The organism is Glaciimonas sp. CA11.2 (assembly GCF_034314045.1).
Classification (GTDB): domain Bacteria; phylum Pseudomonadota; class Gammaproteobacteria; order Burkholderiales; family Burkholderiaceae_D; genus Glaciimonas.
In genome coordinates, this window is record NZ_JAVIWL010000001.1 from 612,285 (window position 1) to 631,010 (window position 18,726).

Annotated in this window: 17 protein-coding genes; 16 read left to right on the forward strand and 1 reads right to left on the reverse strand. The window is 49.0% G+C overall.

Features of this window, described 5'->3' with window-relative positions:
• Positions 1-321 precede the first annotated feature (321 nt).
• Complete coding sequence (locus RGU75_RS02580; RefSeq protein ID WP_322232716.1) at positions 322-507, forward strand: hypothetical protein; 186 nt, start codon at positions 322-324, stop codon at positions 505-507.
• Positions 508-700: 193 nt separating this feature from the next.
• On the opposite strand, the gene RGU75_RS02585 is transcribed toward RGU75_RS02580, so the two are convergent.
• Positions 701-1,165 (reverse strand): HD domain-containing protein, encoded by a 465-nt coding sequence (locus RGU75_RS02585; RefSeq protein WP_322232717.1) that lies wholly within the window; start codon positions 1,163-1,165, stop codon positions 701-703.
• An 872-nt stretch (positions 1,166-2,037) separates the two neighbouring features.
• On the opposite strand from RGU75_RS02585, the gene RGU75_RS02590 reads away from it, so the two are divergent.
• The 15 genes from RGU75_RS02590 (at position 2,038) to RGU75_RS02660 (ending at position 18,542) form a co-directional block, all read left to right on the forward strand.
• Complete coding sequence (locus RGU75_RS02590; RefSeq protein ID WP_322240179.1) at positions 2,038-2,988, forward strand: ABC transporter substrate-binding protein; 951 nt, start codon at positions 2,038-2,040, stop codon at positions 2,986-2,988.
• 228 nt (positions 2,989-3,216) lie between these two features.
• A complete protein-coding gene (locus RGU75_RS02595; protein ID WP_322232719.1) occupies positions 3,217-4,236 on the forward strand; it encodes an aromatic ring-hydroxylating dioxygenase subunit alpha in 1,020 nt (339 codons plus the stop codon).
• A gap of 29 nt (positions 4,237-4,265) precedes the next feature.
• Positions 4,266-5,087 (forward strand): ABC transporter ATP-binding protein, encoded by an 822-nt coding sequence (locus RGU75_RS02600; RefSeq protein WP_322240181.1) that lies wholly within the window; start codon positions 4,266-4,268, stop codon positions 5,085-5,087.
• Between the two features lie 12 nt (positions 5,088-5,099).
• The gene (locus RGU75_RS02605) at positions 5,100-5,894 is read left to right on the forward strand and encodes an ABC transporter permease (RefSeq protein WP_322232721.1); all 795 of its coding nucleotides are present in this window, start codon (positions 5,100-5,102) and stop codon (positions 5,892-5,894) included.
• Entirely contained in the window at positions 5,891-7,318 is a 1,428-nt protein-coding gene (locus RGU75_RS02610; RefSeq protein ID WP_322232723.1) for an amidohydrolase family protein, read from the forward strand. Before RGU75_RS02605 ends, RGU75_RS02610 begins: the two co-directional genes overlap by 4 nt.
• Positions 7,319-8,195: 877 nt before the next feature.
• The gene (locus tag RGU75_RS02615; protein WP_322232725.1) at positions 8,196-9,137 is read left to right on the forward strand and encodes an SHOCT domain-containing protein; all 942 of its coding nucleotides are present in this window, start codon (positions 8,196-8,198) and stop codon (positions 9,135-9,137) included.
• A gap of 510 nt (positions 9,138-9,647) precedes the next feature.
• Positions 9,648-9,845 carry a hypothetical protein gene (locus tag RGU75_RS02620; protein WP_322232727.1) on the forward strand — a complete coding sequence of 66 codons (198 nt, stop codon included), beginning with the start codon at positions 9,648-9,650 and terminating at the stop codon, positions 9,843-9,845.
• Entirely contained in the window at positions 9,833-11,143 is a 1,311-nt protein-coding gene (locus RGU75_RS02625; RefSeq protein WP_322232729.1) for a hypothetical protein, read from the forward strand. Before RGU75_RS02620 ends, RGU75_RS02625 begins: the two co-directional genes overlap by 13 nt.
• A 16-nt stretch (positions 11,144-11,159) precedes the next feature.
• On the forward strand, positions 11,160-12,284 hold the full coding sequence (locus RGU75_RS02630) for an Imm72 family immunity protein (RefSeq protein WP_322232731.1): 1,125 nt from the start codon (positions 11,160-11,162) through the stop codon (positions 12,282-12,284).
• 630 nt (positions 12,285-12,914) lie between these two features.
• The gene (locus RGU75_RS02635) at positions 12,915-13,265 is read left to right on the forward strand and encodes a hypothetical protein (protein WP_322232732.1); all 351 of its coding nucleotides are present in this window, start codon (positions 12,915-12,917) and stop codon (positions 13,263-13,265) included.
• A gap of 14 nt (positions 13,266-13,279) precedes the next feature.
• On the forward strand, positions 13,280-14,635 hold the full coding sequence (miaB, locus tag RGU75_RS02640) for a tRNA (N6-isopentenyl adenosine(37)-C2)-methylthiotransferase MiaB (RefSeq protein WP_322240183.1): 1,356 nt from the start codon (positions 13,280-13,282) through the stop codon (positions 14,633-14,635).
• A gap of 178 nt (positions 14,636-14,813) precedes the next feature.
• Entirely contained in the window at positions 14,814-15,992 is a 1,179-nt protein-coding gene (locus RGU75_RS02645; RefSeq protein ID WP_322232734.1) for a PhoH family protein, read from the forward strand.
• Positions 15,976-16,470, forward strand: coding sequence for an rRNA maturation RNase YbeY (gene ybeY, locus RGU75_RS02650; RefSeq protein WP_322232737.1), 495 nt, complete (start codon positions 15,976-15,978; stop codon positions 16,468-16,470). The genes RGU75_RS02645 and ybeY overlap by 17 nt, the downstream gene beginning before the upstream one ends.
• A gap of 598 nt (positions 16,471-17,068) precedes the next feature.
• Positions 17,069-17,683 (forward strand): cytochrome b/b6 domain-containing protein, encoded by a 615-nt coding sequence (locus tag RGU75_RS02655; protein ID WP_322232739.1) that lies wholly within the window; start codon positions 17,069-17,071, stop codon positions 17,681-17,683.
• Positions 17,684-17,756: 73 nt separating this feature from the next.
• Complete coding sequence (locus RGU75_RS02660) at positions 17,757-18,542, forward strand: molybdopterin-dependent oxidoreductase (RefSeq protein ID WP_322232741.1); 786 nt, start codon at positions 17,757-17,759, stop codon at positions 18,540-18,542.
• Positions 18,543-18,726: the final 184 nt, after the last annotated feature.

Genomic DNA, 18,726 nt, shown 5'->3' on the forward strand with positions numbered 1-18,726 from the left:
TCGCACCTCCCCAAGATAGCGAATCAAAAAAACGTTGCCGCCAAAATTTAAAAGGCTTAGAAAAGACCCGCATCCAGCTTCACCAAGTCAGTAGTCTATGCAAGAAATCAAAGCAGTAGAGCGCCCGAACAGCGCGAATTTGAATTTGATAAGCTGCCCATCGCGGGGACCACCGTGGGCCAACATGAAGTTATAGTTCAACTATTTTTGGCAAATAGGAGAACAGTCGAGAAAATAAAAAATAAACCAACATTACTTACTTAATATTATTTAAAAGGTAATTGCGCTATAACATTCAAATCAAATCTACTAGCTTCTAAAATGGAAAAGTACATTCTTGCTGCAACTGTTTTTATCTCATTATTCGGCTGCGCGGACTTTAGCGGCCATATGCGCGAAATGGTGCAAGGAATGCACGAAGACAAGATGCTACGAGACTCGCTGAGCACTAAGCCTGGCGCAACTATTGGTATGACAACCGATCAGGTTTTATATGAAACGAGTTGAGGAAAGGCAGACAAAATCAATTGGACAACCACTGCCGAGGGCGTTACTGAGCAGTGGGTTTATGCAGGACGTCATAGCATGTACCTATATTTCACCAACGATCATTTAAGCGCCATCCAAAATTAAAAGATGCGCACTGATTAGTTATAATTCCTTGGTGAAACGTATCAAAACAACAGTCTAGTTTTCTTCTTTATTTTGACTGATCCGATTCATCATTTTCACCGAGAATAGTGCCAAAGGTGTTACTAGATTTCCTTACTATGATGTACATCATAAGCGCGCCTACACAGCCTTTAGATTTTTTTGTACAGGTGCGTAGTAAACTCTCCCAAGCTCCCACTCTTGATCGTTCATTGGCTTTTTGCAGTCGACATGCCCAACGCCTAACTAGCTGCTTACACCCGCAGTCGCGGGGAACACACAATTTCCCTAAGTCATGCATGGACAACATAAAAGCCGACCACGACAAAAATACCTGCTCCGAGCACTTCAGCAAATCGTAGTAAGATTTTAGTAAAGGAGAAGATCGTTTTAAATAGGCAGCTCCAACCGCAGCCACATCCAAGCAATGAAATGGTAATAAGTGAAATGACGCTAGCCCATCGGAAGGCTGAGCTTTTCCCCAATAACGATAATACGATTCGTGTTCGCTCAATCATACCTCCGACAATATTTCGGCTATATTTGTTTATTTATCTTTGATATGAATGAAAACTTTGGGCGCAACATTAAATACAATAAACTTAATTAATTCAAAAAATACCATTAAAAAAGATACATGTTTTAATTATAAAAATGCAAAAAAGTTTCTAAATATTAATCACACCAAAAATCCTTTTAACAATTAGCGATGCGCTGTCGCGCGATTAAAATAATCGCATTGACACATCGAAATACAAATCTAATCTGTTTGCCCTCGAAACAAGCGGGGCTAATAATTTTCATCAAAACATAATCACTTCAGGTGAAATGTGGCATGTGATCCCGTCACCAATATCTCTGACTGAGCCGCCATTTCGCAGGCCATCCTTTTTTTTCCGCACCAAGATGAACCACACTTCTGCGCATATTTGATGCAGACATCTATGCTAAATTTCTCACATGAAATCTCACGACGACCGCACCTGTTCTAACTAACTGATTTTAATGAAGATGCCTATTTTTCTCAGTGTTGGCACGCAGATTGCTTAGACTATTGCGGAGTAGAAGCTGGCAATTGTGAGGTCTTCCTGGATCGCATAACGGGTCATTGCTCTGGTAACGGTCGGTTTGATGACCGTTGCGCGTCCGCCATATGGACGCTTGTGTTCGTTACGGAGCGCAACGGGGACCCAACGATTGCTTTGGCATTTTTGCGATTTTACGCCTGTCGCTTGGTCGCCCTCTTGTGTTCCGGTTCATCGCATGGCTTTGCTGTGCGCAACCTCTCAACGGAGAACCGAAATGCTGCTCGCCCTTGCCCGTCATTTGTCCCCTTCTCGTCCCTCCACGCGTTACGGTGTGCTGCTGCGTCGTGTTGCGACTGCGATGGCACTCGTCACCACCACGCTGATTGCACCGCTGGCCCATGCTGAGGATAAAGTTATTTTCCTTACGTCGTGGTACGCACAAGCGGAGCATGGCGGTTTTTATCAAGCTGTGGCAAAAGGTATTTACAAAAAATATGGCCTCGACGTCACCGTCAAGATGGGTGGTCCGCAGATCAATGGTATGCAGCTGCTGGCTGCGGGTCAGGCCGACTTCATCATGGGCTACGATCTGCAGGTGTTGAGCGCGGTTGAAAAAGGGATGCCGGTCACCACCGTCGCCACCTCGTTTCAGAAAGATTTGCAGGGCATGATGACGCACGAGAATGTCAAAAGTCTGGCCGATATGAAGGGCAAAACTATTTTGGCAGGCAGCACGGCGCACGCAACCTGGTTGCCTTGGCTTGAGGCTAAATACGGCTATACCGATGCTCAGGTGCGGGCGTATACATTTAATCTGCAACCGTTCTTCGCCGATCCAAACGTGGCGCAGCAAGCCTATCCTTCTTCCGAGCCATTTCAGGCGATGAAGGGCAACGTCAAAACCAATTTCTTCCTGTTTGCAGATGATGGCTATCCACCCTACGGCAGCACGATTGTGACGATGCAGAAGACGATCATGGACAAACCAGACATGGTGGTGCGCTTTGTGAAAGCATCGATTGAAGGCTGGAAAAGTTACCTCGCCGACCCAACCGCTGGTAATGAACTGATCAAAAAAGAAAATCCTAAAATGGATGACGAGCAGATCGCCTATGGCGTCAAACGGATGAAAGAACTAAAGGTTTTTGACGGCGGCGACGCAGCCAAACTAGGCGCAGGCGTGATGACCGACGCACGCTGGGAACAGACCTACAAATTCATGGTATCGGCCGGATTATTGAAATCCGACACCGACTGGAAAAAGGCCTACACGACACGGTTTGTTAAAGACCTGAAAATCATGCCTTGATTTTTACGGAGATGAGGATGGTTTAAACGAACTTACGTTGAAACACTTTGCTCATTTTCGATCGAATAAAAATAATCAATAATTAAATAATTAAATAATTAAATTTAGAACTCAGGAAAAACCGTCCCAGCAATGCGTGCCGACGAAGTCAGTACGCGAGTACGGCTAGGAGAGCACAACGCCGCTGGGGCGATTTTGCGAAAGTCCTAAACAGTAAGGAGTACCGCCATGTTAGTTACAAAACAGCCTGTCCTGCGTCGCTTCTGGTATGCATTAATGCCAATGAGCAGTCTTGAAGATGGTCCGAAGCCTTTTACGCTTCTTGGTGAAAATATCGTTTTATGGAAAAAAGAGGATGGGACGCCAGCTGCATTGCGCGACCGTTGCTGCCATCGCACAGCCAAGCTTTCCAAGGGTTTTGTTGAGGGCGATAACATCGTCTGCGGGTATCACGGTTGGACGTATGACTGTTCTGGCGCCTGTGTAAAAATTCCGCAAAATCCAGGCAATGCCATCCCCGCCGGGGCCAAAGTACCATCGTTTCATTGCCAGGAAAAATACGGTTATGTCTGGGTGGCACTGGAAGATCCATTACGTCCGATTCCGGATTTTCCTGAAGACGGTGCGCCAGGCTATCGACGTATATTTCAGTTCTATGAGGAATGGAAAACCAGTCCGGTACGGATGATGGAAAACTCGTTCGACAATGCGCATTTTTCTTTTGTTCATAAAGCTAATTTTGGTATTCTGGATCAACCCACGCCAGCCCCTTATACATTCACCGATACCGACTATGGTTTCGAAGCCGAAACGATGGTGCCGATCCGCAATCCGCAAGCTGGTCACCAGATCACGGGCACCAGTGATGCGATCACCAATCGGCACCTGATCAATCGCTACTATCTGCCTTTTTGCCGCCGCTTCGGCTGCATGTACCCAACTAGCGGTATCGATCATATTATCTATAACTGTGCCACGCCAATTGATGATGATCACATAATTTTGGTGCAATGGCTGTATCGCAATGACAGCGAAGAGGCTGTTAGCACGCAGACGCTGATCGATTGGGATGCAGCCATTACGGCCGAGGACCGCGGCATTTTGGAAGCGACTGATCCAGACGCCTGTATCGATACCCGACGCCGCATAGAGTTTCACATGCCGTCGGATAAACCCGGATTGATGATCCGCAAGCAGCTTTTGGATTTGCTCACCGCACATGGTGAAGTCGAAGTTTTTCGTACCTGAACCGGACCGCCAAGGAGAACGCTATGCTGATGAAATATAATCCGATTACTTCTGCGGAACGTGCGATCAACCCTGATGCTGACAGCGTTTTGTTCGCTAACAAGGTAGAAAAAATCTACCCCAACGGAACGCATGCGCTTAACGACGTGCGCCTCAATGTGAAGCGCCGCGAGTTTGTCTCTTTACTTGGTCCATCCGGCTGTGGAAAGAGTACGCTGCTGCGGATGTTTGCAGGTCTGGATCAACCGAGCGCTGGACATGTGCGCTGGTGGAATGAGGGTGCCATTCCATTGCGCCAGCCTGGTCGCGGTATGTCGATGGTGTTTCAGGAAGCGACATTAATGCCATGGGCAAGTGTGGCCGCTAACACCCGCCTGCCGCTGAATCTTGCGGGAATACCAAAATTGGAAAGCGATGCCCGTGTAGCACGTGCGCTGGATTTGGTGGGTCTGTCAAAATTTCATCATGCGTGGCCGCGCGAGCTTTCTGGTGGCATGCAGATGCGCGCGTCGATCGCACGGGCACTGGCGACCGAACCCAACTTGTTGTTGATGGACGAGCCGTTTGGTGCGCTGGATGAATTCACCCGCAACAAGTTGGACGCCGATCTGCGCGATCTCTGGAGTAAGCAGGATCTGACCGTTGTTTTTGTCACGCATAGTATTTATGAGGCGGTATTTTTGTCGACGAAGGTGGTGGTGATGGGCGCGCGACCCGGCCACGTGATTGCCGAGGTTGAGATTGACGGACCAGCGCATCGCGACGAGGCGTTTCGCGTCTCGCCTGAATTTGTGCAGCACTGCCAAACTCTTTCCGAACTGCTGATCCGTGCCAACGCGCTTGACGCGTAAAAGGAGACTACTATGAAATTGCCACTCATTCATAACCCGCGTGCGCTGCGTTTCTTTGCGCCGCTGCTGGTAGGGTTTTTATTGCTAGGCACGTGGCAGACGTTGTGCGTTATCTGGAAAGTACCCACTTATCTGATACCAACGCCACTGGAAATTATGTATGCGCTATTTGCTAACTGGAGCGCGCTGTTTGGCGCATTGCTAGTCACGCTGAAGGTGACTGCGCTGGCGTTTTTAAGTGCAACAATTCTAGGCGTCGTCGTCGCGTTCCTTTTGGTGCAGAGTCGCCTGATCGAAATCAGTCTTTTTCCTTATGCCGTTCTGTTGCAGGTGACGCCCATCGTTGCGATTGCGCCGCTGATCATTATATGGGTCAAGCAGCCGACAGCGGCATTGGTGATCTGCTCTGCCATGGTCGCGCTATTTCCTATTATTTCCAATACCTTATTAGGCTTGCGGAGTGTCAATCCTGGCTTGCTGAACCTGTTTAAACTGAACCGTGCGACGCCATCGCAGATATTGCTGCGGCTGCGCATTCCAAGTGCTTTGCCATATTTTTTTGGCGGCTTGCGGATCTCCAGCGGATTAGCGTTAATCGGTGCGGTCGTCGCTGAATTCGTCGCTGGCACGGGTGGCAACGGTGCGGGTCTGGCTTATCAGATATTGCAGGCAGGCTTTCAATTAAACATTCCGGTAATGTTTGCAGCGTTGTTGCTGATCGCGGTCACTGGCGTGCTACTCTTTCTTAGCATGGCCGCGATCTCCCGCTTGTGCCTGCGCCACTGGCATGAAAGCGAGTTATCGTGAACAACTTATTGATCCGTAATGCCAATAGCATCCTCACTGGTTTAAGCGGCGATGCGGCCCGCCATATCGGACCTGATATCCGTGTAACGGATGGGCGTATTGCCGCAATCGGCAGCCTGACGCCACTTTCCGGCGAACGAACACTGGACGCCACCGATTGTGTGATTTATCCGGCTTGGGTGAATACCCATCATCATCTGTTTCAGGCGGTGCTCAAAGGCGATCCGCTTGGTATCAATGCGACGCTGACGCCTTGGCTGGCGGCGACGCCGTACCGCTTCCGTGCTGCGTTTGACGCGAAGCTGTTTCGACTGGCGGCGCGTATCGGATTGATTGAATTAGTTTTATCAGGCTGCGCGACGGTTGCAGATCACAACTATCTTTATTATCCGGGACAAGATTTCGATTCTTCGGCGATTTTGTTCGAGGAGGCAGAGAAACTCGGTCTACGCTTTGTACTGTGCCGCGGCGGTGCCACACTCACACGCCAGCTTGAATCGACATTACCGCAAGCGATGCGGGCCGAGACCTTTGATGGCTATCTGGCCGATATCGAACGTCTGGCAGCGCGCTATCACGATCCCGCACCCGACGCGATGCGCCGCATTGTGGTTGCCCCGACCACGCCACCATATTCGATGCGACCGCACGAATTGCGTGAGTGTGCTGCGGTTGCGCGTCGGCTGGGCTTGCGCCTGCATTCGCACCTTTCGGAAACGGTGGGCTATCAAGATAGCGTGCAAAGTATGCACAATATGAGTCCGGTGCGCTTTTGTGAGAGTGTTGACTGGGTTGGTGAGGATGTATGGTTCGCGCACATGGTCAAACTTGATGCGGATGAGATCGCGTTGCTGGGTCAGACCCGCACCGGCATTGCGCATTGCCCGCAAAGCAATGGTCGACTCGGCAGTGGCATTGCACCCATCCGCGCATTGGAAGACGCTGGCGTGCCTATCTCTCTCGGGGTGGACGGCGCGGCCTCAAATGAAGCCGCCGATATGATTTCGGAAGTGCACGCAGCGTGGCTGATGCAACGTGCCAAGGGTGGCGAAGCGGCGCGGCCCTTCTATCAAAATGGCAAAGGCGAAGCTGGCGCTGATGCAGCAACCGTCGAGGATGTGGTGCGCTGGGGTACTGCAGGCGGCGCGGCCGTGTTGGGTTTATCTGCTGTCGGCACATTGGTGCCCGGGCAAGCGGCTGATATCGCGATCTACGACCTTAGCCGCAACCCGCGTTATTTTGGCCTGCACGATCCCGCCATCGGTCCGGTTGCCAGTGGTGGTGCGGCGCATTTGCGCGCGCTGCTGATCGGCGGGCGCGAAGTTGTGCGCGATGGCGCTGTGCCGGGTCTGGACATGCAGGCACTCGCAGCCGAGGCGCGCGACGCTGTGTGCACAATGCTTGCACGTGCGGAGAATATTTGATGAGATAAATTCGCTTGAAATCGACTGTTCTGTGATTCAGTCTGTGTGGCTCTGTCAATCAGGTTAAAAATAAGGTTAATAAGGTGGTGATATTCAAGAAACATATAGTAGAGATGGGTATTCGAAATTGGCATTCGAACGGCTTCTTTTTTATACTTGTGGCTATCGATTTAACCCTTATTTCTTGGAGCCACAACATGAGCACACTTCAATATTTTCCAGTCGTTTTAGCAGTCGTCGCCTTTGCTCTACGCTTTTATGTTTCATCAAAATCAGTATCGCAGCAAGATAACAAATCGATCTAATATGGCGACGTTGCAGTGTTGCAGCGTGGTTTTAAAAACATACTTAGAAAACATACTAAGATTCAGCAACGCTTAGCTTAGTGTCTGAATATTAGTATTTTCTTGCAGGAACAAATGCACCTACCTGGTGCGTAGATTGCGATAGTCGTTATATTCGCAGCACAGTGCCCGATACAATACGTTCGATGTGTATTGTCATCAAAATCCTCCCCTCAGTCTGAATAGTATTTTCCATAAACCAGTCTGTACGGCGTCACCATACCTCAATCCACTATCGCAACATTCCAGACCTTGTGTCAGACGACCTCATATTTGGGCTTGTACTGCGCTTTAATGTGTCGACAAAGTCACCGATTGTGTGAGTATGTTATGCGCCGGAAACACTGGTTGCATGTTTACCGCCCTTAACCCGTTGTATTACGGAGAATCACGGCGTGCAAGCTTGATAACGGTTTAAGATGTCGCAAAATCAGCATTTACCTCTCATCACGATCTCCCATCCTTGCCTGTAGTACGCCATTGGCATCGATCGCAACCTTTCCCTTTGTCATTCGCAGAATAGGAAAACTACCATGCAACAACTTTCTCCAAACGGTCGTCTGGCAATCGAAGAAATCGCAAGACGTCACGGCTTCAGCTTTGATGCGGTGTTAAGCATGCTTGAGTCGGTCATCAATGGAAATGGCGGGATGGCACAGTTTAATCACCCTGAATTCAGCGGCTCGGGCCAATGGATGCAAGGCGGGATGACGATGGTGTCTGACATGTTTAATAATTACCTTAAAAACCGTGTTGATAGCCTATGCTCAGAGCTTGCGCGCCTGGTCGCGAATCAGCCTGACTTGCTGAGAACGGGAAGCTTTCAGTCGCAAAGCCAAGGCGGTTCGCGTCAGGGCGGCCAACAGCAAAACAATTATGCAAATACGCAATATCAGGACGCAAGTTTTACGCAAATGGATCATTCGGCGAGCCTGTTCGTGCCGCCAGCGCCAGGTAAATCTGCTGATTGGTGGCCCGCCGATTTGCGCTGGCCGAATAGCACCGGCGCGCAAAACGACGTGCGCTACGCTTACTTCGCCCAAGCGCGTCGGCTGGTGATTGAGCTGAACGGAAGAGTTACCGTTTATGACACGCTAGACCATCAAATCGGCGGCTTCTCGCAGCAACAATCGTACGGTGGTTCGATCTGTTTTAACAGCCAGTACGGACTGATTGATGTAGCCCGCTTACCGATTATCTCAATCGATGGCATCCCGCAAGCAAGTCAAGCCAACAATAACATCAACCAGTCTACAAACACGCCAATACCAGTGCCAGTGCAAGATAATAATGTGCAACCGGTGGCAGCAACGCAGCAACAACAGCAGCCGTCACAGCCACAACCGAAATCTGGCAACACTGCCGACGCCGATATATTTGTCATGATTGAGAAATTGGCCGACTTGCGCAGCAGAGATCTCCTCAGCGAAGCAGAATTCGTCACCAAAAAAACGGAATTACTTGCGCGACTGTAAGCTGCTTTTTTTTCAACTAGCAATATAAAAAAGCTCTCAATCTTGAGAGCTTTTTTATTTCCGCGTTTGAGCTAACGACGGTTTAACGAGGCCTGCAATCTTAATAGCCGACTATCAATTTCTTTGCCACCAAAAATATTGATAACCCTGATCGCCTGCGTCGTTGATTTTTTTCAACATTATTTAATTAACCCGACTTTTTTGTCGACCCGGCAATTCAAAAACCCCGCTACATTTATTTTCAAAAGAAACGCTTACTTTAAGAATGTTCTTACATCTTTTTTAACGTAAGACGTTTATTATTTAGGCAGAGTTTTTCACCTCCACGATTACAGTCAATCGTCCTCACGTTCGTTGCGGAAGGTCTTCCCCCATGTCCAGCAGTCGCACTTTCAGCGCATTTAGCAGCGCTATTCCAACACGCCTGAACCAACCTGCATCGGCACCGATCAACCCCCGAGAACGACAGAGCGATAAGCACAAGTCCATTAAAAAAAGGGGAGATGTGCCATGAGTGCAGAAATCGAACTGACCGTATTCGAGGTCGCCGATGATATCTGGGAGCGCGCGCATCGGGTAGGCAATCAGGCCGTGAACCAGATCGGCAACGGTGCACAGTGGATCGGCGGGGCATTAAAAGGAGAGTTTAAACCAAGCCAACGGTGGGCCAAATTGTCGTCGACGCAGTGGTCAGCATGTTTCCTGTAGCGGGCGAAATCACGGCTGCCCGCGATGCCATTGCGATTAGCTTGCGCATGGCCGATAGCGATAAAGAGGCGAAAGACATCTGGAACTGGGTCGCATTGGTATTGTGTTTAATGGCCGTGGTACCAGTGTTCGGCGGGATCGTGAAAGGTGTCGGCAGATTGCTATTACAGGCGGCATATGACTCCGCCAAACTATCACACATAGGCGAACAGATATTGGCCTTCCTGCGCAAAATGGGCTACGGAAATACACGCGTTTTTTTTAACACGCTGGACTTTACAGCGTATCAGGCAACCGTCACGTCAGCTTATTATGTATTGATGCGCCGTCTACGCGACACGAGTATTTTTACGGCCCGTGAGTTGGGCGCGGTATTGCCCGCCCCGGTCAAAAGCTGGTTGCAAGCGCTGCCGCCAAAGCTCGACAAATTACAGCTTCTGGCCGACAAAATGATTCCACAAGCTTTTAAAGAACTGAACGCTTTACTCAATAAAGTGCGCAGCAATTTAATTGAGGGTAATGTTTTTCCCATCACAGTCGGTGCGGGTCCAATCAAAATTCGCACCACCGAGGCGCGCATTGGCGAGGTGTCACCTATTCATATTGCGAGTAAGGGACATACATCGGCGACGCGAGCGCATTATAAGCATAAGGAGGGATGGCCTCGATTGGATGGACGTAAGGAAAAAATTGGGGACCTTACTATTTACCCAAACTTATATGCCTTCAGTAGTAAAGCATCAATAGAACCGGTATTGCTCCCCGCAGGAAAGAAGGTCTATCTGCCAAGAATAGTTGAAACAGAAGAGCCCAGAAAAATCGGAGGTTTTTGGGCAGATAAAATGCCGGTAAATGGCAAAGCATGGCGGTTGGATTACGCAGTCAAGCAAGGCTGGAGTAAAAACGGCGCTTATCTGGTGCTGGAACACGTACCATCCGCAGACGACATGCGCAAACTGGGTATTCATGTTGACGACAGCTGGGAGGGTATTCGTGCATGGCGCGGCAAAGTGGCCGAGCAAATTGATTCGCAGGGGGCGAAAGCCACCGGTATCTTGTTGCCGGGTGGCGAGATTCAGCTGTATATCGACTTTCATGACGCCTATCACAAGCCGCTGCGTGAATACGTTGAAAAACATGTACCGGTAAAGCCGACCAACTGGACGGACGCAAACATTCCACATCATGTGCGGCCAACCGCCGTCTTTTTGGCCCCTAACGAACGCTCCGCCAAGATCGTCCAGGAAGGTTATCTATTACGCGGTGCGGCCACGGCGGGTAGGCAAACAAATAACTAACAGATAGGGAAATAATATGCAAAACCGACAATCGATGACACCAGAGCAGGAACAGCAAGCACGGAATCAGGCGTTTTACTTACTTAAAAAATATACCAGTTTTACTTTTCTGGATCAGGTCAGATTGCGGTATCAAGGTTTTTTGGATGTGTTTGTTAAGCAACTTAAGAATCCGCCGCTTACGGTACAAAACTATCGCTATGCCGCCCATACTCAGATCCGGCACGAATATGAATATAAAGAATTCCTGCGCCAGATGATACCAATGGAGCAAGGGCTGGCGCTGCTCCGTTCCTCGCCTCATAAGCAAGAGGCGTATAAAACGATGTCTCACGCAGGTTTTATGGGGCTATTATTTGGTCGCTACGCTGATGAACATGGATTGGAAGATGACCCTTTTTATATTGCTTTAGGCATGGTCTGTGAACATCCGGGAAATAGCATTCATCCGAGCAATCATACCGCCTTCATCAAGGACGTCATGATCGCGTCGGAAATGCAATCTGCTCGGGGAATCACAATGAGTGAGTTTAAAGATTACGACCCTTTTCGTTTAGTGGATGAGGATAGCCTACGTCAGTCCCAAAAATGGACCTATGAAACCCTCTTCTTCGAACCCGAATGGCCGATCCCTCGTATCTTCCCGGATTACCTTCCATCATGCCCGCCTTATAACCATAACCATCAGGATCAAATCTTCAGCGGCGGGACCATTCCCACTGACGGTATCTGGGAACCGTGGTTTATCATGCCGATCTTCACCAATACCGATCCGGCAAAAATGGCCGCAAAAGTCGGTTGCCCTAATTATTTTTTAGCGGGTGCGGTCGCCACCGAATATCAATTGGAAGGCACGGATAAGTGGGAGGAAGTCTGGTGGCGTTTGCTGTGGGAAGACAAGCGCTATCTGGATGGCACGATTCCCGCTGAAGAAGCGGACTATGTAAAAACCCGGCCACCGGTCGCACCGCCAATATTCGCCGATCAAAAAGCTTATCCGGGCGATGTGTGTCCAATAACCGGCAACTGGCATGCACCGCATATGCAAGGCAAAACGGTGCGATTGGAGGCCGGGAATGTCATACCCGGATCAAAAATTAACGCCGCGGGAAATGCTGTGACCTGGTATCTCAAAGTGTAAAGTCTTCAGACTATTTTATAGTTGCTTTTAGCGGCTATTTTTTCTCGCAGATAATGGTCAATTAAGTTTGTTCACATACCCGCTTTTGGGAACCGCGAGAGACTCCCCCAAAAAGCGGGCACTCTACTTCGCCAAAATGTTATCTGATTAGTTGTTGCTAAGCAGTCGTGAGGACGCCGGATGGCAAGTAGGGAAGTAGGGATATCCCGTCGGAAAGGCTTAACTTGCGGCCGTAACTTGCACGCATTGTGAGCACTTGGCTCTATCTGTTGCTAAATGTCTTTAAATAACGTTGACCGGTTCGTTAACACCGCATACAAAAGGGCTTTAGCCGATAAACTACTATTTCGGAATGCTATAATCCCGCCCGAGTACCGATTCCCGAAACACTGTCTCTGTAAATGGTGAGCTTAATTGCAGCTATTTATGCTGAAGTTGCCGAATAGACTGAACCAACGAGCGGCATAGGTTCTTGGCGCATGATCTCACTATGCTGCATTAGCTGTATTTTGCCGGTCGATCATCGGGATAAATGCGAGAAGCACAGAATTGCGCTTCTAAATATTTATGCAACACGCAATCTGGCTCGATACTGACAAAATTAAACACACAACTCAATGGAGTTCATCTATGCAGACAACGATGTGGTTAAAACGCTGGTTGATTGCAGTATCAATGGCAACATTGGCCCTTCCCGCAGTCGCTTTTGACCGCACGTTTCCGCAGACCACCTTGCGTGGCAAAATGACGATTACCGCCTATCCTGCGATCGTCATTGACAAGGCCAATTTGCAGCTTTCCCCCGGTTCACGGATTTGGGGTCAAAATCATCTGACGCAAATTCCCGTATCTCTGGGGGCTAGTACTTATTTAGTAAATTACACACAAAATATCCAGGGTGACGTAGATCGCGTCTGGATACTGACCACCGACGAAGCGAGTCAGTCAGTCGAGAGTCAACGCAGCAATTTGAAATGGTAGTCATGGAAAACACGATACAAAAGAAAGTCTACATAAAAACGTTCGGCTGTCAGATGAACGAATACGACTCGGATAAAATGGCCGATGTCCTTAACGCGTCCCATGGCTTGGTTAAAACTGATCGCCCGGAAGATGCCGACGTTATTTTATTGAACACTTGTTCGGTCCGCGAAAAAGCGCAAGAGAAGGTATTTTCCGATCTTGGCCGTTTGCGTGAACTTAAATTCAAAAATCCTGATCTGTTAATCGGCGTCGGCGGTTGTGTTGCCTCACAGGAAGGCGCGGCAATCGTTAAACGTGCGCCGTATGTTGACATCGTATTTGGCCCGCAAACTCTGCATCGTTTGCCAGAAATGATCAAGCAACGCCGCATGACCGGCAATTCTCAGGTTGATATCAGCTTTCCTGAAATCGAAAAGTTTGATCACATGCCACCGGCCAAGGTGGATGGCGCGACCGCGTTCGTCTCCATCATGGAAGGTTGTAGCAAATATTGCAGTTATTGCGTGGTGCCCTACACGCGCGGTGAAGAAGTCTCGCGCCGCTTTGAGGATGTATTGACTGAAGTCGCTGGTCTGGCCGAGCAAGGTGTCAAAGAAATTACGTTACTGGGTCAAAACGTGAATGCATTCCGCGGCGAAATGGCCGATGGAGAAATCGCTGACTTTGCGCTGCTGATCGAATTTATTGCCGAGATACCGGGTATCGAACGTATCCGCTTTGTGACCAGCCACCCGAAAGAATTCACGCAACGGTTGATTGATACCTACGCCAAAGTGCCTAAGTTGGTCGATCATTTATATTTGCCGGCGCAGCATGGTTCAGACCGCATTTTAGCGGCGATGAAACGTGGATATACCGTCCTTGAATACAAATCAGTGATCCGACGTTTGCGTAAGGTGCGCCCTAACATTTGTATTTCCAGTGATTTTATCGTTGGTTTTCCGGGTGAAACGGATGAAGATTTTGATGCATTGATGAAACTGATCCACGAGACCGGTTACGACAATAGCTTCAGCTTTATTTTTAGTCCGCGCCCTGGTACGCCTGCCGCTAATCTGGTCGACGACACGCCGCATGAGGTCAAGTTGAAGCGTTTGCAACATTTGCAAGCGGCAATTCAGGCCAATACAATCCGCATCAGCGAAGAGATGATTGGGACCGTGCAACGTATATTGGTTGAAGGCCCATCTAAAAAGGACGCTGAGGAATTGCAAGGACGCTCTGAAAACAATCGTGTGGTGAACTTTGATGGCGGCCCAAACGGCGCACGACTGATCGGACAACTGATCGACGTCACCATCACAGAGAGTTATAAATACACCTTGCGTGGCGAATTGTTGATGACCGCAGATGTCAATGCAGCTTAACGTGTTGCTGAATGTCGTTGCTGTCGCTGGTTGCTGACTATTACCGAGGTTCAGGCCATACAGATCGCATAGATCGTGTAATCTGGCCCTTGTATTTGCACGATTGACGCCGCCATAGCAAAAAGTATAACGCTTTTTTCTCTCATTTTGATGCAATCACTTAAGAGCAGACATTCGCTTGAAAACCAAAACTAAAACCCCATCGCAGCCGTTCTACTTCACTCCCGAACCGCTGGATAATACCCGGCTGGCGCATTTATGCGGGCCACTGGATGAGAACTTGCGTCAAATTTCTGCTGCTCTGGACGTGACACTTTTTCGTCGCGGTGAGAAATTTATTGCCTCTGGCGCTAACGCCGAACGCGCAGTTTCCATGCTGGAACAGTTTTATGCACTGGCACACCGCGTCATTTCAGTGGATGAAATTCAGTTGGCGCTGGTCGAACAACGGGCTAATCAGGCGCATAAGCGGAGTAATGGCGTAAATGGTGGCGAGGACGGCGATGAGGATGTTGATGACATCATTAGCGACCCTTACATTACAACGCCGATACCACCATCGCAAATAGAGAGCCCTGTACTAAAGACGCGTCGGGCTGATCTACGTGGTCGCACACCGCATCAAATAGCTTATATTCGCGCGATTTTGGAGCACGATGTGACGTTGGGCATCGGGCCTGCCGGTACTGGCAAAACGTATCTGGCGGTGGCATGCGCGGTTGATGCACTCGAACGCGACGCAGTAAAACGTATCGTCCTGACGAGACCGGCGGTTGAGGCTGGCGAGCGACTAGGATTTTTGCCGGGTGATCTTGCACAAAAAGTCGACCCTTATCTGCGCCCCTTGTATGACGCATTGTATGACTTACTTGGTTTTGATCGCACCCAAAAAATGTTTGAAAAGCAGGCAATTGAAATTGCCCCGCTCGCTTATATGCGCGGCCGTACGTTAAACCACGCCTTCATTATTCTGGACGAAGCACAAAATACGACGCCGGAACAAATGAAAATGTTTTTGACACGCATCGGTTTTGGCAGCAAGGCCGTCGTCACTGGCGATGTCACCCAAATCGACTTGCAGCGCGGCCAGAAGAGTGGTTTGATTGATGCGATGAACATCATGAAAGACGTGCGCGGTATCGCTTTCACCCGTTTTAATAGTACCGACGTAGTGCGTCATCCACTGGTAGCAAGAATCGTGGATGCCTATGAAGCTGCGTCATTAGCAACGCCGGTGGCATCAACCCATGGCGTGCTTGATCCAGTGTCGCCGCCGATCAAGGCAATCAAACTTCCTAAACCGATTGAAACAGGTATCACCAAACGTGCTCGCAGCCGCAATGTCGCAAAAAAATAAACCTCCAGCTAACAAATTGTCGTTATCGGTGCAATATCCCGATCCCCGTTTAAAAGAAATCATTTTGCGTCCGCAAGTACGGCGGTGGGTGAAGGCGGCGCTGCTGGCGCCAGCCGAATTGACTATTCGTTTTGTTGATGTAGAGGAAGGCAGAACCCTTAACCGCGATTATCGCGGCAAGGATTACGCCACCAATGTGCTGACCTTCGCTTACACCGAAGATGAAGACGCAGAAACGACCGAGGCAGATATTGTTCTCTGCACCGACGTTCTGCAACGTGAAGCCGCTGAACAAAACAAATCGGTCGAAGAACACACCGCCCATCTGGTCGTGCATGGCGTTTTGCATGCACAGGGCTACGACCATGAAAATGATGAAGAAGCGACCGAGATGGAGAACCTGGAAATTGAGATTTTGACCGCTTTAGGATGGCCTAATCCCTACGCCGATGAAGATACCGGTATTGCTTTGCTTTAATCGAACCTACGCAAAGTGACCTCGGAGATATCAGTGCATAACTATCGTCCATGCCAGCCGATGCCTTAACACCGGTAAATCAACATAGCGTCGCGCCTTTTTTTAGAAAAAAGGCGTAAACGTTCCGACCATCTTCAGCAAACCTTCATAGCCGACGAGCTGCAAACGCGGTCCGTATAAGCGCATTGACTCATCCGGCCTTTAATCGTCCCTTACAGACGATAGCCACATCAAGTCAACAACTCCCCATAATTTAGCCAGTACCAATATTCAATTTCAGAAACCAACATTTTTTTTTGGAAATATATCCTATTCTTTTTTTATAAAAAAGTACTAGCATAAACGTATCGGATCGTCAAAAAAAATCCCTGCAACGAGTTTGACGAGCATGCCCGCGAAAAGATTATAGCCACAGCATGAAAAGGAAAGCACGACGCTGCTGGCGAGATTTTGCGAAAATTCTAAAATAATGTGTAAGGAATCGTTTCTACTGCCGACTATGTTTCATTCAAGCATTTCGGGTGCATCGCATGCAAACCTTTGGAAAAAATTACATTCCGCTTCTTGACCTCACCTTCTTTCATGTTGGGAGACAAAAATGAATACATTAGCGACCGACGCGTCAAGCCACGCTATCATCCATCCGGTCTGGTTACGTATCACCCACTGGCTCAATGCCGTTGCAGTGATCTTGATGATCTTAAGCGGATGGCGTATCTATGACGCGTCACCGATATTCGCCTTTCGTATTCCAGCCAACCTGACATTAGGAGGTTGGCTTGGAGGTGCATTGCAATGGCATTTTGCTGCGATGTGGCTCTTATTTTTTAACGGACTGATTTACCTGCTGTTCAATGGGGCAACAGGACGTCTTTGGAGGAAGTTTTTTCCGCTAACACCGGGCGCTGTATTGCGAGACGTTAAGAAAGCACTGACGGGCAAGCTACAACACGATGCCCTCGACAAATATAACGCGGTACAAAAACTGGCCTACGTTTCAGTCATTCTCGACCTGATACTTTTAGTTATCTCCGGACTCGCCATTTGGAAATCGGTGCAATTTCCGCTTCTGCGCGATCTCATGGGTGGCTATGACAATGCACGCATCGTGCACTTCTTTGCAATGAGTTTTTTGGTTCTATTTATCGTGGTCCACATCGTCATGGTGGCCTTGGTCCCACGCACCTTGCTGGCCATGCTGCGCGGACGGTGAGCTTGATCCGAATCCGATAAACATGCAGATAAATGCTCAGACACTCAGATAGTGATACAAGGAGATCCCGATCATGATCAAGAAATCGCGATTAATCATCGCAGCATCCCAACTCGATACCGAGTCGATTTTAAAAGATGCGCGGCATGAACTATCAATGCCATCGCGGCGCCTATTTGGTAAGCGGGCGCTGACTCTGGGTGGTCTGTCATTGCTGACAGGGTGCAATATCAGCGACGATTTGTCCGTCAATCGGATGCTGGAACGTGTTTCACGCATGAATGATGGCGTGCAAGCATGGCTGTTTGATCCCAACAAATTGGCACCGACATATCCAGCGTCGATGATCACGAGACCGTTTCCATTCAATGCCTACTACGGTGAAGAAGATGTTCCGGAAATTCCGGCAGAAGACTACTTGCTGAAAGTGGGTGGGCTGGTGAGCAATAAGCGTCCATGGACACTCGATGCTTTGCATCAGTTGCCGCAAAATGAGCAAATTACGCGACATATCTGCGTGGAGGGATGGAGTGCAATCGGGCGCTGGGGCGGCGTGCCATTTTCTCTTTTTTTGAAGCAGATTGGTGCCGATCTGAGTGCCAAATATGTCGAGTTTAAATGTGGTGACGATTATCACACCAGCATCGATATGCCGACTGCACTACATCCACAAACCCAATTGACATTAACCTACGATGGCCAAATCTTGCCACCAAAGTACGGCTTTCCGATGAAGCTGCGGATGCCGACCAAACTCGGATACAAAAACCCCAAACATATTATGTCGCTTGAAGTAACAAACACGTACCCCGGTGGTTATTGGGAAGACCAAGGGTACAACTGGTTCGGTGGGGCCTAAGAATCTGTTCAATATCTCGCTAAAACCAGATCTTGAAGGTTCTGAAACAACTCTCCAAATCGCGAGAGATGCTTTATGAGCCGGTGCAGACTCTCTCGCAGAGTCAAGATAGTCTGCACCCACTCACTAGATAACCACTGATTGATAGGGCACTTTTGCCGCATTTATTTATATGGAGATTTAC

What these genes read in the sequence shown, in the direction of transcription:
- RGU75_RS02605 (WP_322232721.1), top strand. Translation starts at nt 5,100, where the DNA reads ATGAAATTGCCACTCATTCATAACCCGCGTGCGCTGCGTTTCTTTGCG.
- RGU75_RS02580 (WP_322232716.1), top strand. Translation starts at nt 322, where the DNA reads ATGGAAAAGTACATTCTTGCTGCAACTGTTTTTATCTCATTATTCGGC.
- RGU75_RS02620 (WP_322232727.1), top strand. Translation starts at nt 9,648, where the DNA reads ATGAGTGCAGAAATCGAACTGACCGTATTCGAGGTCGCCGATGATATC.
- RGU75_RS02595 (WP_322232719.1), top strand. Translation starts at nt 3,217, where the DNA reads ATGTTAGTTACAAAACAGCCTGTCCTGCGTCGCTTCTGGTATGCATTA.
- RGU75_RS02655 (WP_322232739.1), top strand. Translation starts at nt 17,069, where the DNA reads ATGAATACATTAGCGACCGACGCGTCAAGCCACGCTATCATCCATCCG.
- RGU75_RS02630 (WP_322232731.1), top strand. Translation starts at nt 11,160, where the DNA reads ATGCAAAACCGACAATCGATGACACCAGAGCAGGAACAGCAAGCACGG.
- RGU75_RS02660 (WP_322232741.1), top strand. Translation starts at nt 17,757, where the DNA reads ATGATCAAGAAATCGCGATTAATCATCGCAGCATCCCAACTCGATACC.
- RGU75_RS02590 (WP_322240179.1), top strand. Translation starts at nt 2,038, where the DNA reads ATGGCACTCGTCACCACCACGCTGATTGCACCGCTGGCCCATGCTGAG.
- RGU75_RS02615 (WP_322232725.1), top strand. Translation starts at nt 8,196, where the DNA reads ATGCAACAACTTTCTCCAAACGGTCGTCTGGCAATCGAAGAAATCGCA.
- RGU75_RS02635 (WP_322232732.1), top strand. Translation starts at nt 12,915, where the DNA reads ATGCAGACAACGATGTGGTTAAAACGCTGGTTGATTGCAGTATCAATG.
- ybeY (WP_322232737.1), top strand. Translation starts at nt 15,976, where the DNA reads ATGTCGCAAAAAAATAAACCTCCAGCTAACAAATTGTCGTTATCGGTG.
- RGU75_RS02625 (WP_322232729.1), top strand. Translation starts at nt 9,833, where the DNA reads ATGTTTCCTGTAGCGGGCGAAATCACGGCTGCCCGCGATGCCATTGCG.
- RGU75_RS02600 (WP_322240181.1), top strand. Translation starts at nt 4,266, where the DNA reads ATGAAATATAATCCGATTACTTCTGCGGAACGTGCGATCAACCCTGAT.